The following is a 15870-nucleotide window of genomic DNA, read 5'->3' on the forward strand; positions in this document are numbered from 1 at the left end:
GCCTTTACAGCCATGCGTGCACGTGGTGCTCAAGTAACAGATATAGCAATTATTGTTGCAGCAGCAGATGATGATATCATGCCGCAAACAAAAGAAGCAATTTCTCACGCACAAGCTGCAGGAGTACCAATTGTTTTTGCTATAAATAAAATAGATAAGCCAGATGCTAACCCAGAAAAAATTAAAGAAGGATTAGCAAACATGAACTTATTAGTTGAAGATTGGGGTGGTAAAATACAATCACACGATATATCAGCAAAAATGGGAACTGGTGTAAAAGATTTACTTGAAAAAGTATTGCTTGAAGCAGAATTATTAGAGTTAAAAGCAAACCCTAATAAACCAGCTGTTGGTACTGTAGTAGAAGCATTCCTTGATAAAGGTCGTGGTTATGTCTCTACAATATTAGTACAAGCCGGAACATTAAAAATAGGTGATTACGTATTAGCAGGTAAAAACAGTGGTAAAATTAAAGCCATGCATGATGAGCGTGGAAACGATGTTGCACAAGCAGGACCTTCTACACCAGTATCTATTTTAGGTTTAGATGGCGCACCACAAGCAGGAGATAAATTTAATGTCTTTGCAGATGAGCGTGAAGCTAAGCAAATTGCTACTAAAAGAGCGCAATTACAACGAGAGCAATCTGTTAGAACGCAACGTCATATTACATTAGATGAGATTGGTCGTCGTATTGCTTTAGGAGATTTCCAAGAGCTTAATATTATATTAAAAGGTGATGTTGATGGTTCGGTAGAAGCGTTAACAGACTCTTTCCAAAAATTATCTACTGAAGAAATTCATGTAAATATCATACATAAAGGCGTAGGAGCTATTACAGAAAGTGATGTATTATTAGCAACAGCGTCAGATGCTATTATTATAGGATTTAACGTACGTCCTGTTGGAAATGCTAGACAAGTTGCAGATACCGAAGAAATCGATATTAGAACTTACTCTATTATCTACGATGCTATTAACGATCTTAAAGACGCGATGGAAGGTATGTTATCTCCAGAAGTTAAAGAAGAAGTTACAGGTACAGCAGAAATTAGAGAAATGTTTAAAGTATCAAAGGTTGGTACAATTGCAGGTTGTATGGTAATGAATGGTAAAATTTACCGTAACTCTAAAATACGTTTAATACGTGATGGAGTTGTAGTTTACACTGGTGAATTAGCATCATTAAAACGTTTTAAAGATGATGTTAAAGAAGTAGGTAAAGGTTACGATTGTGGTATGCAAATTAAAAACTATAACGACATTAAAGAAGGTGATGTTATAGAAGCATTCCATGAAGTAGAAGTAAAAAAGAAACTTAAATAAGGTGTCGTAAAAAGCACTTATTAAATAATAAAAAAGCCGTTTTCAATTGATTTGAAAACGGCTTTTTAATTTTAATTCTTTGCTCTAAATTAATCCTTTTTTTTAGGTTTGAATATAAAAGAACCGGTTGGGAATTTCTTTTTAATTTTCATTAAAGCGCGATCGGCTTCAAGACGAGTTCTAAAACTTCCAACCCATACTTTATAATTAGGTGTTTCATAAACTAAACTTGATGGCCAAGAGTTAAAAGAGCTGTCAAAACTGTTTTCCATACTTTCAGCACGTTCTCGACTCCCGGAAAATATTTGAATTTTATATCGATCAGAATCTTTGTCTTCAGTGTTAATTTGCTTTTTTAGTTCTAATAAACTAGTTATTTCTTCATTTTGAGAAATTTTTACAGAACCTTCTTGTGCATTGCTAAAAGAATAAAAGCCAGCAGTTAAAAGTATAAATAAGCTAATTTTTTTTGTCGAAATAATCTTCATTTTTTATATTCTATTTGTTACAAATGTAAATGTTATAAACGAAATCAAATCGATTTTCTTATTTAGAATTCCTCTAAATTAGGAATTAAGACTTCTTTAAGATTTCTAAAATGGACTTTAAGTATTACTTTTGCCTAAGTTTTTTATAACTGTATTTTTAAAGTATAGATGAAAAAATCATACCAAAGTTTAGAAGTAAATTCAATCAACAATATGAAACAGGTGATTCACCGCAAATTAGGCGTTAATATTCTTCATTTAAGCTTAATTTTTATACTAGCGTTTTCTACTTCCCTTTCAGCTCAAGATGGAGATGCTGCAGCAGGAAAAGCATTGTTTAATGCAAATTGTGCATCATGTCACAAGTTGGATAAGAAAATGACAGGTCCTGCATTAAGAAATGTAGAAGCGCGTTTAGCAGAAGAAGAAGGTTTAGATAGAGCATGGCTTTATGCTTGGATAAAAAATAGTGCAGGCATGATTAAATCTGGTGATGCTTATGCTAACAAGATTTATAAAGAGTACAACGGTACTGCAATGACTGCTTTTCCTCAATTATCAGATTCAGATATTGACAATATATTAGCTTACACAGCTGAAGAAAAAGCGGCTCCGGCAGTTACACCTGGTGTAGTTGGAGGAGGTGATTCTAACCCGTCAAGCGATACTGCATCAAACACTTTAATTTTAGGTGCTTTAGCATTGTTGTTTGCTTTATTGGCAATAGCGTTAGTTTTAGTTAATAAAACGTTACGTCGTTTTGCAAATGAAAAAGGAGTAGAGCTGGAAGCTAAGTCTTCAAGAAAACCACTTTGGAAAGCTTTTGTTGAAAATCAATTTTTAGTTTTAGTTACAGCTATTTTCTTTTTATTAGCTGCAGGTTATTTTGTTTACGGTTACTTTATGCAAGTAGGTGTTAATCAAGGTTACGAGCCGGTACAAGAAATACACTATTCGCATAGAATTCACGCAGGTGACAATGGTATTGATTGTAAATACTGTCACTCTTCAGCAAGAGTGTCTAAACATTCGGGCATTCCTTCGTTAAATATCTGTATGAACTGTCATAAATCAATTTATGAAGTAGCAGAGACTACAGCGACAGAAGAATACAGTAAAGCGTTTTACGATGGTGAAATTAAAAAATTATATGCAGCCGTAGGTTGGGATGATGCAAATCAAAAATATACAGGCGAAACTAAACCTGTAAAATGGACAAGAATTCATAACTTGCCAGATTTTGCATATTTTAATCACTCTCAGCACGTTTCTGTAGCAGGAGTAGAATGTCAAACATGTCACGGTCCAGTTGAAGAAATGGAAATTATGTACCAATACGCTCCATTAACAATGGGTTGGTGTATTAACTGTCACAGAGAGACAAATGTAAAAGTTAAAGACAACGAATATTATACTAAAATTCACGAGCAATTATCTAAAAAATATGGTGTTGAAGAATTAACTGCAGCACAAATGGGTGGTTTAGAGTGTGGAAAATGTCATTATTAAAATTTAATTTTTAATAAATCCTATAACACTGGGAGTCTCTTATTAGAGAGAATAGTTGTTACACAGAGCGAGTCGATGTGTTTTAAACGAAATAAGAAATAAATTAAGAAGTAATTCAATTATATAATATGTCATCAAACAAGAAATACTGGAAAAGTGTTGAGGAGCTAAAAGATAGCTCTATTGTTGAGACGCTAAAACAAAACGAATTTGTAAATGAAATCCCTACTGATGAGTTTCTTGGAGACAAGGAAACATTAGAATCTTCATCTACAACGCGTCGTGATTTCTTAAAATATGTTGGTTTTAGTACAGCTGCAGCTTCTTTAGCTGCTTGTGAAGGACCAGTAATTAAATCAATCCCTTATGTAGTACAGCCAGATTCTATAATTCCTGGTGTAGCTAATTATTATGCAACTACAATTGCAGATGGTTTTGATTTTGCAAGTGTTTTAGTTAAAACTCGAGAAGGTCGTCCAATTAAAATTGAAAACAATAATCTTGGAGCTACAGATGGTGGCGCAAATGCAAGAGTTAATGCATCAGTTTTAGGATTGTATGATAGTTTAAGAGTAAAGAACCCAATGAAAGGCGATGCAGCTATTTCTTGGTCTACTTTTACTTCTGAAACAACTCAAAAATTAAACGCTTTAAGAGATAGTGGAAAACAAATAGTATTATTAACACAAACTTTTGCAAGTCCATCAACGTCTAAGTTGATTTCTGAATTTAAAGAAAAATATGGAAATGTAAATCATGTGGTTTATGATGCTGTGTCAGAATCTGCCGCTTTAGATGCGTTTCAAGCAAAATATAACGAAAGAGGCTTAGCTGATTACGATTTTTCTTTAGCATCAACAATTGTTGGTTTTGGAGCAGATTTCTTAGGAGATTGGCAAGGTGGAGGTTTTGATACTGGATACTCTCAAGGACGCATTCCAACAAATGGAAAAATGTCACGTCATATTCAGTTTGAATCTAACATGTCTCTTGCAGGAGCAAATGCAGACGAGCGTATTCCTTTAACACCAAATCAACAAAAACTTGCTTTAGCTAAATTACATAGTTTAATAGTTTCGGGTAGTACTTTCTCTGGAAGTTTACCAGCTAACATTGAAAAAGCAGTTACAAGTGCAGCAAACGAATTAAGAGTTGCAGAGAGTGCTGGTGTTGTTGTTACAGGTTTACAAGATGTAAACGCTCAAACAGTAGTTTTAGAGATTAATGAAGCTTTAAGTAGTAAAGCTTTCAATCCTAAAAAACCTATTAAAACAAGACAAGGAAACGATAAAGCAGTAATGGCTTTAGTTGCAGATATGAAAGCAGGTAAAGTTGGTGCTATTATCATGAGTGGTGTAAATCCATTATATACATTACCTAATGCTTCAGATTTTGCTGAAGGATTAAAAAACACTGAACTATCTGTTGCTTTTTCAGTGAAAGCAGACGAAACAGCTTCAGTGTCACAATATATTGCTGCTGCACCTCACTATTTAGAAAGTTGGGGAGATGTAGAATTAAAGAAAGGTCATTTTGGTTTAATACAACCTACTATTCGTCCTTTATTTGATACTAAACAATTTCAGGATGTTTTATTATTATGGAATAGTAATACTGAAAAGTATAGCGATTACGTAAAAAATGTTTGGAATAGCTCAATATTAGGTGGAGCTTCATTTAATCAAGCATTACACGATGGGTCTTTTATTTCTAAAGTATCTGGAGATGTAGTTGAAGAAACTGCTGAAGTTTCTGAAGATAATATGGAAACACCAGCTGGAAATGCAGCTAGAGCTTTAGCAGCTAGTGCAACTTCTAAAGGTATGGAGTTGACATTGTATACCAAAACAGGTATGGGTGATGGTCAACAAGCAAATAACCCATGGTTACAAGAGTTTCCAGATCCTATTACAAGAACATCTTGGGATAACTATTTAACAATTTCTGCAAAAGATGCTAAAAGATTAGAAATAGTTAATGAAAATGATGCAACAGGAGCCTTAAATGGTAGTTATGCAGACGTTACTGTAAATGGAACCAAGTTAACCGTGCCAGTAATTATTCAACCAGGTCAAGCTACAGGTTCTGTAGGTCTAGCATTTGGTTATGGTAGAACTGCTGGTTTAAAAGAAGAAATGCAAACTGGTAAAAATGCTTACGCATTATACCAGAATTTTAATAACATTCAAGAAGTTACAGTTAAAAAAGCAGCTGGTATGCATGAATTTGCATGTGTACAGTTACAAAATACTTTAATGGGTCGTGGAGACATTATTAAAGAAACCACTTTAGAGATTTTTAATACTAAGGACAAAAGCGCTTGGAACGCTGTACCAATGGTATCTTTAAATCATGAAGAAACTCCAGTAACTTCTCCAGATGTAGATTTATGGGATGAGTTTGATCGTTCAGTAGGTCATCATTTTAATTTATCTATTGACTTAAATGCTTGTACAGGTTGTGGAGCATGTGTAATAGCATGTCACGCAGAAAATAATGTACCAGTAGTAGGTAAAGAAGAAATTCGTCGTAGCCGTGATATGCATTGGTTACGTATCGATAGATACTATTCTTCAGAAGAAACTTTCGAGCAGGATGATGCTAAAAAAGAAGGATTCTCAGGGTTATTTGGAGATAATGGTTCTTTAGGAGGGTTTGGTGAGCTTGAAGCAGCATCAGACAATCCACAAGTAGCATTCCAACCAGTAATGTGTCAACATTGTAATCATGCGCCTTGTGAAACTGTATGTCCTGTAGCGGCTACCTCACATGGTCGTCAAGGTCAAAACCACATGGCATATAACCGTTGTGTAGGTACTAGATATTGTGCAAATAACTGCCCATATAAAGTGCGTAGATTCAACTGGTTCTTATACAATGGTAACGATGAGTTTGATTACTTTATGAATGATGACCTAGGAAGAATGGTTATTAATCCAGATGTAACTGTACGTTCTCGTGGTGTTATGGAGAAATGTTCTATGTGTATTCAAAAAACACAAAAAACAATTCTTGATGCAAAACGCGATGGCCGTGAGATTAAGGATGGTGAATTCCAAACAGCTTGTTCTTCTGCTTGTAGCAATGGAGCAATGGTATTTGGAGATATTAACGATAAAAATAGTAAAGTTGCAAAACTTTTAAAAGACGATCGTATGTATCACTTATTAGAAAGTGTTGGTACTAAACCTAATGTTCAGTATCATACTAAAGTGAGAAACACGAAAGCATAAAAAGAATTAATTAACGAACAATTATAAAAGGATTATGGCGTCTCATTACGAAGCACCTATTAGAAGACCTTTAGTTACAGGCGAAAAATCGTATCACGATGTAACTGTAGATATCGCAGCTCCTGTAGAAGGAAAAGCTAACAAACAATGGTGGATTGTTTTTTCAATTGCATTAGTAGCTTTTCTTTGGGGAATTGGTTGTATTATTTATACAGTATCAACAGGTATTGGAACTTGGGGATTAAACAAGACCGTTGGATGGGCTTGGGATATTACTAACTTTGTTTGGTGGGTTGGTATTGGTCACGCAGGAACATTAATTTCTGCAGTACTCTTACTTTTCCGTCAAAAATGGAGAATGGCAATTAACCGTTCTGCAGAGGCAATGACAATTTTCTCAGTAGTTCAAGCAGGATTATTCCCAATTATTCACATGGGACGTCCATGGTTAGCATATTGGGTATTACCTATACCAAACCAATTTGGTTCATTATGGGTAAACTTTAACTCTCCGCTACTTTGGGATGTATTTGCAATTTCAACATATTTATCTGTATCATTAGTTTTCTGGTGGACAGGTTTATTACCAGATTTTGCAATGCTTAGAGATAGAGCAATAAAACCATTTCAAAAGAAAATTTATTCATTATTAAGTTTTGGTTGGACTGGTCGTGCTAAAGATTGGCAACGTTTTGAAGAAGTTTCACTTGTATTAGCAGGTTTAGCAACACCATTAGTACTTTCGGTACACACCATTGTATCTTTTGACTTTGCAACATCGGTTATACCAGGATGGCACACTACAATTTTCCCACCTTACTTCGTTGCAGGTGCGATTTTCTCAGGTTTTGCTATGGTAAATACGCTTCTTATAATAATGAGAAAAGTGTGTAACCTAGAAGATTATATTACAGTACAACATATAGAATTAATGAATATTGTAATCATGATTACAGGTTCTATAGTTGGTGTAGCTTATATTACTGAGTTGTTTGTAGCTTGGTACTCTGGAGTAGAATTTGAGCAGTATGCATTCTTAAACAGAGCAACAGGACCTTACTGGTGGGCATATTGGGCAATGATGTCTTGTAACGTATTCTCTCCACAGTTTATGTGGTTTAAAAAATTACGTACAAGTATTATGTTCTCTTTTATAATTTCTATAGTTGTAAACATAGGAATGTGGTTTGAGCGTTTTGTAATTATTGTAACATCTTTACATAGAGATTACTTACCATCTTCTTGGACAATGTTCTCTCCAACATTTGTAGATATTGGAATATTTATTGGTACAATAGGATTCTTCTTTGTACTATTCTTATTATACTCTAGAACATTCCCAGTAATTGCTCAAGCCGAGGTGAAAACAATATTAAAATCTTCTGGACAACGTTATAAAAATATAAGAGAAAGAGGAGATAGTTTAATGGGTACAGGTTCAGATAAAAGAACTTCTGTATATGAATTAAAAGAAGAAACAACACTTACGCCTACGTTTGCTAAAGACGACACTAAAGTAAATAACTTACTTGAAGGTATAGGAACATTTGATCCAGCAACTCAAACAGCAGACGATTTAAAAGTAATTAATGGTATTGGTCCAAAAATGGAGCAAACATTAAATAGTATCGGTATTTTTACTTTCGCGCAAGTAAGTAAAATGACAAATAGAGAATATACATTGTTAGACGAAATTACTGGTTCTTTCCCAGGAAGAGCAGAACGTGATGATTGGTCTGGACAAGCTAAAAAATTAATAAACTAAAAGTAGCATATGGAAACTTCAAAAGTAATTCACGCTATTTATAACGATGATGATGTTTTAATGGCAGCTGTAAAATCAGTAAAAGCCGAAAAACATCACATTGAAGAAATATATACGCCTTTTCCTGTTCACGGACTAGACAAGGCTATGGGATTAGCGCCAACAAGAATAGCAATCGCATCATTTTTATACGGTTGTGTAGGTTTAACAGTAGCAACAATCATGATGAATTTTATTATGATTGAAGATTGGCCACAAAATATTGGTGGTAAACCAAGCTTTAGTTATTTAGAGAATATGCCAGCATTCGTTCCAATTATGTTCGAATTAACAGTATTCTTTGCAGCTCACTTAATGGTAATTACATTTTATTTAAGAAGTAGAATGTGGCCATTTAAAAAAGCTGAAAATCCAGATCCAAGAACAACAGATGACCATTTTTTAATGGAAATACCTGTTCATGGAAACGAAAAAGAATTGCACGATTTATTATCACAAACTGGTGCAGTAGAAATAAACATAATAGATAACGCGCATTAATTTTATAAAATGAAGAGCATTATTAAAATAACAATATTAGCATTAGTAGTAATGTCTATTGTAGCTTGTAAAAAAGACTCTAGACCTAACTATGAGTATATGCCTAATATGTACGAATCACTAGCATACGAAACATATCAAGAATCTGATGCTTTCGCAAACGGAGTTGAAGCACAAATTCCTGCAGAAGGAACAATCCCTAGAGGATATACGCCTTTTGATATAGAAAATACTACAGAAGGTTATAACCTTGCCAAAGATTCATTACTAATGAAACTTGATTCTACACAAGTAGATTACGAAAAAGGTGGTCCTTTATACGCTGTATACTGTGCAATTTGTCATGGTAATAAAGGTAATGGTCAAGGAAAATTAGTACAAAGAGAAAAAATTCTTGGAGTACCTAGTTATGACGATGCAGGAAGAGCAATAACACCAGGTTCAATTTATCATACCATTTACTATGGTAAAAATACAATGGGTTCTTATGCAAATCAACTTAACGAAGAAGAGCGTTGGCAGGTTGTTGCATATGTAATGAAGTTGAAAGCAGAATTAGAAAAATAAGATTTAGTTAAAGATTATATAATGGAATACAAAATTTCAAATAGACTAAGATTAACTGCAATTATACTAATGGTTGTTGGAGCATTAGGTGTAGGTTATAGTTTTCTAACATCTCACGTAACATTTGAGGAAGTTGAAACAATGTTAGCAAACGAGTCTCATCACGGAGATGGACATGGTGAAACTACTACAGATCATACTGTAAAAGAAACACATGAAATAGCAGAAGGCACTCATGATACACATAAAACAGATGAGCATTCAGGTAGTCATGAAAATGTTGATGAGCACACTAAACATGTAAATCACGTAATGCATGCAATGCATAACAGACCATGGTCTGCATTTTATATTGCAGCATTCTTTTTCATGATGATATCATTAGGTGTATTAGCTTTTTATGCAATACAATATGCTGCACAAGCAGGTTGGTCTCCTTTATTATTAAGAGTAATGGAAGGTATTACAGCTTATTTACTTCCAGGAGCTTTAATTGTATTATTAATAGCTTTTGCTTCTGGTACAATTGGCCACTATAATATTTTTGTTTGGATGGACCCAGAAGTTGTTGCTCATGACAAATTAATACAAGGAAAAGTAGGTTGGTTAAACAAGTACGGATTTCTAATTAGAGGATTAGTTTTCATTGCTGGTTGGGCTGCATATAGACATTTTTCTAGAAAATTCTCTATAGCTCAAGATAAGGCAGATGACAATAAAAATTTTAAGAAAACTTTCAGAATTTCAGCAGCATTTTTAGTATTCTTTATTTATACAGAATCTATGATGTCTTGGGATTGGATTATGAGTGTAGACCCACACTGGTTCTCAACTTTATTTGGTTGGTATGTCTTTGCAGGAATGATGGTTTGTGGTGTAACTACAATAGCATTAATAACATTGTATTTAAAAGGTAAAGGATTATTACCAAAAGTAAATGATAGTCACTTACATGATTTAGCTAAATTCATGTTTGGTTTCAGTATTTTCTGGACGTACTTATGGTTTTCTCAATTCATGTTAATTTGGTATTCTAATATACCAGAAGAAGTAACATATTTTATAACAAGAATTGAAGATTATAAATTACCATTTTTTGGTATGATTGCTATGAACTTTATATTCCCATTACTATTATTAATGAATAGTGATTATAAGCGTATGCCTTGGTTTGTAGTAATGACAGGTGTAATGATATTAGCAGGTCATTATATCGATGTATTTAATATGATTATGCCAGCAACAGTTGGTGACCAATGGTATATTGGTATCCCAGAAATTGGATCAATGTTATTCTTTGCAGGATTATTTATCTTTATTGTCTTTACAGCACTTACAAAAGCGCCACTAGAGCCAACAAGAAATCCTTTTGTAAAAGAAAGCGAACATTTCCATTATTAATAACACATTCAATAAAGAAGAACGACAACAATGACGGCTTTATTATCAATTTTAGTTTTAGTATTCATACTAGTTGCAATTTGGCAAATGGTTAAAATATTTGATTTAACTCAATCAGTTTCTGCTGGTGGTAATAATCAAATAGCAAACGATAAAGACAATAAAATTAACGGTTACTTAATGTTAGGTTTTTTAATCTTCATTTATGTAATTACTATTATGTGTTTTGCTATGTATGGTGATTTACCATTAATGTCTAATTCTGCTTCAGAACATGGACCAGATATAGATAGTTTAATGATTATCTCTATGATAGTTATCTTTTTTGTACAAACAATAACTCAGTTTTTATTACACTATTTTGCTTTTAAATATAAAGGTGAAAAAGGAAAAAAAGCTTTGTTTTATGCAGATAACAACAAATTAGAAGCAATTTGGACTATTATACCTGTAATTGTTTTAGCAGGTTTAATAATTAAAGGGTTATTTACATGGACTACTATAATGAATGTTAGTACAGAAAATGATCCATTAGTTATAGAACTTTATGCACAACAATTTAACTGGAAAGCTAGATATGCAGGAGAAGATAACGCATTAGGTAAAGCTAATGTAAGATTAATTGATATTGATCGCGCTAATATATTAGGTCTTGACGAATCAGATCCATATGCTCAGGATGATATTATTACAACAGAACTTCACTTACCAGTAGGTCGTCCTGTATTATTTAAAATGCGTTCTCAAGATGTTTTACATTCAGCATATATGCCTCACTTTAGAGCTCAAATGAACTGTGTTCCTGGAATGATTACTCAATTTGGTTTTACTCCAACTGTAACTACAGCTGAAATGCGTGAAACACCTGAAATGATTGATAAAGTTTCTAACATAAATAAAATAAGAGTTGAAAAAAGTAAAGCTTTAATAGCCAAAGGCGAAGAAGGTTTAGAGCGTTACGAATTTGATTATCTATTATTATGTAATAAAATTTGTGGTAAATCTCACTACAATATGCAAATGAAAATAATAGTAGAAACTCAAGAAGAATATGAGGCTTGGTTAAAAACTCAAAAAGTATTCAAAAACTCTCTAGTTGAAAATAATTAATTAAAAGATTATAAAAGATATATAGATTATGTCAGCACACGCAGATACTCACGACGCTCACGACGATCACCACCATAAAGAAACGTTTATAACTAAATATATTTTTAGTCAAGACCACAAAATGATTGCTAAACAGTACCTTATTACTGGTACTATTATGGGAGTTATTGGTGTAATGATGTCTTTAATGATGCGTATGCAAATTGCATGGCCAGAAGAGCCAAACGTAATTTTTAAGGCTTTACTAGGTAAATGGGCACCAGAAGGTGTTATGGATGCAGATATTTACTTAGCATTAGTAACAATTCACGGTACAATAATGGTGTTTTTTGTACTTACTGCAGGTTTAAGTGGTACATTTAGTAACCTTCTTATTCCATTACAAATTGGAGCACGAGATATGGCTTCTGGATTTTTAAACATGGTTTCATACTGGTTATTCTTTATATCTAGTGTAATTATGGTTTTATCATTTTTTGTTGAAGCTGGACCAGCTGCAGCAGGATGGACAATTTATCCGCCTTTAAGTGCTTTACCTTTAGCCCAAGGAGGCTCTGGTACTGGTATGACAATGTGGTTAGTATCTATGGCAATATTTATTGCTTCATCACTTTTAGGCTCTTTAAACTATGTAGTAACAGTAATTAACCTAAGAACTAAGGGAATGTCTATGACTAGATTACCATTAACTATCTGGGCATTTTTCGTTACAGCTATTATTGGAATTATTTCATTCCCAGTATTATTATCTGCAGCATTATTATTAATAATGGATAGAAGTTTTGGTACATCATTCTTCTTATCAGATATATTTATTCAAGGTGAAGTATTACATTACCAAGGTGGTTCTCCAGTATTATTTGAACACTTATTCTGGTTCTTAGGACACCCAGAGGTATATATTGTATTATTACCTGCATTAGGTATAACTTCAGAAATTATTGCAACAAACTCACGTAAACCTATTTTTGGTTACCGTGCCATGATTGCCTCGATATTAGCAATTGCTTTCTTATCAACAATTGTTTGGGGACACCATATGTTTATTTCTGGTATGAATCCATTTTTAGGATCTGTATTTACATTTACTACACTTTTAATAGCAATACCATCTGCTGTAAAAGCATTTAATTATATTACCACACTGTGGAAAGGTAACCTTCAAATGAATCCAGCAATGTTATTCTCAATAGGACTAGTGTCAACATTTATAACTGGAGGATTAACAGGAATTATTTTAGGAGATAGTGCATTAGATATTAACGTGCACGACACATACTTTGTAGTTGCACACTTCCACTTAGTAATGGGTATCTCAGCTCTATATGGTATGTTTGCAGGAATCTATCACTGGTTCCCTAAAATGTTTGGCCGTATGTTAAATAAAAATTTAGGGTATGTTCATTTTTGGGTAACTGCAATCTGTGCATACGGTGTTTTCTTCCCAATGCATTTTATTGGAATGGCAGGATTACCAAGAAGATATTATACTAATAGTGCTTTTCCATTATTTGACGACTTACAAGACGTAAATGTTGTTATAACATTATTTGCATTAATTGGAGGAGTTTTCCAACTAGTATTCTTATATAACTTTTTCAGTAGCATGTTTTATGGAAAGAAAGCTACACAAAACCCTTGGAGATCTACTACAATGGAATGGACTACGCCAGTAGAACATGTTCACGGTAACTGGCCAGGAGCAATTCCAGAAGTACACCGTTGGGCTTATGATTATAGTAAGCCAGGTCATGATGAAGATTTTGTATCTCAAATCGTTCCATTAAAAGATGGTGAAGAAGAACTACAACATTAACTATTTAATTATATATATAAAACGGCTTATTCAATTTTGTATAAGCCTTTTTTTATGCCCAATTATAAAATATTTCTTATTAAATATTAAAATAAAGTTAAAAAAGCCGATAAAAAACAAAAATTTCTGTTAAATTACGCCTGGTTTTTAAAATATTCAATTTTTCGATGTTTGACAATTACATTGATTAACTTTATTTTTTTAATAAGCTATTAACTAAACTAACCCTACTTATGAAAACAAAATCCTTATTCAGGATGGAACTTAAGGTTTCATGCTTTATTATGGTATTCTTTGCTACAATTTTAACAGCATTTGCTCAATGTCCTACCGTTTCAAATTCCAGTCCACCAGCTATTTGTGACGCTGCAGGCTACACCTTTTCAGACTTAAATACATTTGCTATAGATAATGGCGGAGGAATACTTTGGTATGATTCACCTACAGGTGGTAACTTTTTTAATAACAATCAACTAGTTGCAGAAGGCACTTATTATGCAGATTCTAGTACAGGAAATTGTGGTACACGCCAACCTATAACTATAAACTTTGTGGTTGCCGCTACAAATCAAAATTTAGAAGGAATTTATTGTTCTAACGAAAACGCAACAATACAAACTTATATTAACGATGAGTTACAATCTAATGCTCCCGTTGGTGGTAGCGTAGAAGTTTACTATGATTTACAACTTTCTATGCAAGCTAATGGTACAGATGTTTTACAAGATGGAGGTACAAATTATTTTATAGTATTTGTAGATGCATCAAATTGTAGAAGTCAAATTGAAGGCGGTACAACAGCAGTATTCGATGCTCCTGATGACCCAACTCCATTAGCAATTCAAGAATTTTGCTCAAATACCAATCCAACTATAGCAGATTTAGATCCAGGTACAACAAGTGCTTTTAATTGGTATTTAAACGTTGATGCTAATGGTGACGGTATTCCTCCAGCATTAAATAGTAGTACAGCGCTAATTAATGGTGTTACCTATTATGTTCAAGCTCAAGATTTCTTTTGCGAAAGTAATGCAGCTCCTGTAACAGTAATTATATCTGATCCTTTTGAAGCTGGAAATGATGGTGCTCTAGATTTTTGCCAAACAGATATTTCAAGTCCACAGTTTGAAGACTTATTTCCTCAGCTTGGAAATACAGCAGATACAAATGGTGTATGGTCCGGTCCCATAGCTACCACAAATGGAAATACTGGAACAGTTGATGTTTCATTATTACCAATTGGGGCTTCAGTATTTACATATACAGTTCCTGCAAATGGTGCTTGTCCAGAAGACAGTGCAACAGTTACAATTACTATCTATGAAACGTTTACATCTGGCACAGTATCAGTAAATAATCCAGCAACATTTTGTGAAGCGAGTTTACCAACTTCATTTGATTTAGAAACATTATTGGATAATGAAGATCCAAATGGACAATGGACAGACAATACTAATGCTATAATTACAAATCCTATAGATTTAACAGGTACTACTCCTGGAACATACAATTTTACTTATACTCAAAATGTAGCACCAAACCCTTGTCCTGAAGAATCTACTACTGTACAAGTGGTTATTTTACAAGATCCTGATGCAGGAATGGCGATTAACGCTGTTTTCTGTGAAAATGATTTAGCAACAAATTCACCTTACAATTTATTTGATGCTTTAGATGGTTCTCAAGATAATAATAATGGTGTTTGGACAGATGATACTAATACAGTGGTTTCAAATCCAATAGATATTACTAGTTTAACTGTAGCAAACAGTCCTTATCAATTTACTTATACTATAGATAACGGAACGTGTAGTGATTCTGAAGTTATTACAATAACTGTAGAAGAAGCACCAGAGTCAGGAACACCAATAGCAACTTTTCCAGAATTTTGTGAAGGAGAAGCACCAGCAGCTTTAGATTTATTTGATTTATTAGATAATGAAGATCAAATAGGAACTTGGTACTCAGGAACTGATAATACAGGAACAGCAATTACAAATCCAATTGATGCATCAGTATTAACTCCAGGAACATATAGTTATACTTTTGATGTTGATGCAATAGGGTCATGTGATGATGAGTTAGTAACAGTTGAAATAACAATAAACCCATTAC

The 15870-nt window shown here is 33.5% G+C and carries 11 protein-coding genes; 10 read left to right on the plus strand and 1 reads right to left on the minus strand.

Going from position 1 to position 15870, the window contains the following annotated elements:
• Positions 1 to 1326, plus strand: a 1326-nt coding sequence (infB, locus tag BM549_RS13790) for a translation initiation factor IF-2 (protein ID WP_290470799.1), incomplete at its 5' end; no start/stop codon positions are given.
• An 89-nt stretch (positions 1327 to 1415) separates the two neighbouring features.
• Here the strand turns inward: infB and BM549_RS13795 are convergent.
• Positions 1416 to 1814 (minus strand): SPOR domain-containing protein, encoded by a 399-nt coding sequence (locus BM549_RS13795; RefSeq protein ID WP_290470800.1) that lies wholly within the window; start codon positions 1812 to 1814, stop codon positions 1416 to 1418.
• 213 nt (positions 1815 to 2027) lie between these two features.
• On the opposite strand from BM549_RS13795, the gene BM549_RS13800 reads away from it, so the two are divergent.
• From BM549_RS13800 to BM549_RS13840, 9 genes are all read left to right on the plus strand, one after another.
• Entirely contained in the window at positions 2028 to 3323 is a 1296-nt protein-coding gene (locus BM549_RS13800; RefSeq protein WP_290470809.1) for a c-type cytochrome, read from the plus strand.
• A gap of 128 nt (positions 3324 to 3451) precedes the next feature.
• A complete protein-coding gene (locus BM549_RS13805; protein ID WP_290470801.1) occupies positions 3452 to 6556 on the plus strand; it encodes a TAT-variant-translocated molybdopterin oxidoreductase in 3105 nt (1034 codons plus the stop codon).
• Between the two features lie 34 nt (positions 6557 to 6590).
• Positions 6591 to 8321, plus strand: coding sequence for an NrfD/PsrC family molybdoenzyme membrane anchor subunit (gene nrfD / locus BM549_RS13810; RefSeq protein ID WP_290470802.1), 1731 nt, complete (start codon positions 6591 to 6593; stop codon positions 8319 to 8321).
• Between the two features lie 9 nt (positions 8322 to 8330).
• A complete protein-coding gene (locus tag BM549_RS13815) occupies positions 8331 to 8861 on the plus strand; it encodes a DUF3341 domain-containing protein (protein WP_290470803.1) in 531 nt (176 codons plus the stop codon).
• A 9-nt stretch (positions 8862 to 8870) separates the two neighbouring features.
• Positions 8871 to 9428, plus strand: a complete 558-nt coding sequence (locus BM549_RS13820) for a cytochrome c (protein ID WP_290470804.1) — start codon at positions 8871 to 8873, stop codon at positions 9426 to 9428.
• Between the two features lie 21 nt (positions 9429 to 9449).
• Entirely contained in the window at positions 9450 to 10829 is a 1380-nt protein-coding gene (locus tag BM549_RS13825) for a quinol:cytochrome C oxidoreductase (RefSeq protein ID WP_290470805.1), read from the plus strand.
• 30 nt (positions 10830 to 10859) lie between these two features.
• On the plus strand, positions 10860 to 11939 hold the full coding sequence (locus tag BM549_RS13830) for a cytochrome c oxidase subunit II (protein WP_290470806.1): 1080 nt from the start codon (positions 10860 to 10862) through the stop codon (positions 11937 to 11939).
• Between the two features lie 28 nt (positions 11940 to 11967).
• Positions 11968 to 13755: a cbb3-type cytochrome c oxidase subunit I gene (locus BM549_RS13835; RefSeq protein ID WP_290470807.1), complete on the plus strand. Its 1788-nt coding sequence runs from the start codon at positions 11968 to 11970 to the stop codon at positions 13753 to 13755.
• Positions 13756 to 13988: 233 nt separating this feature from the next.
• A partial coding sequence (locus tag BM549_RS13840) for a hypothetical protein (RefSeq protein ID WP_290470808.1) occupies positions 13989 to 15870 on the plus strand: 1882 nt, incomplete at its 3' end.

The sequence above is a fragment of the Lacinutrix sp. MedPE-SW genome (assembly GCF_001874145.1).
GTDB lineage: Bacteria > Bacteroidota > Bacteroidia > Flavobacteriales > Flavobacteriaceae > Lacinutrix.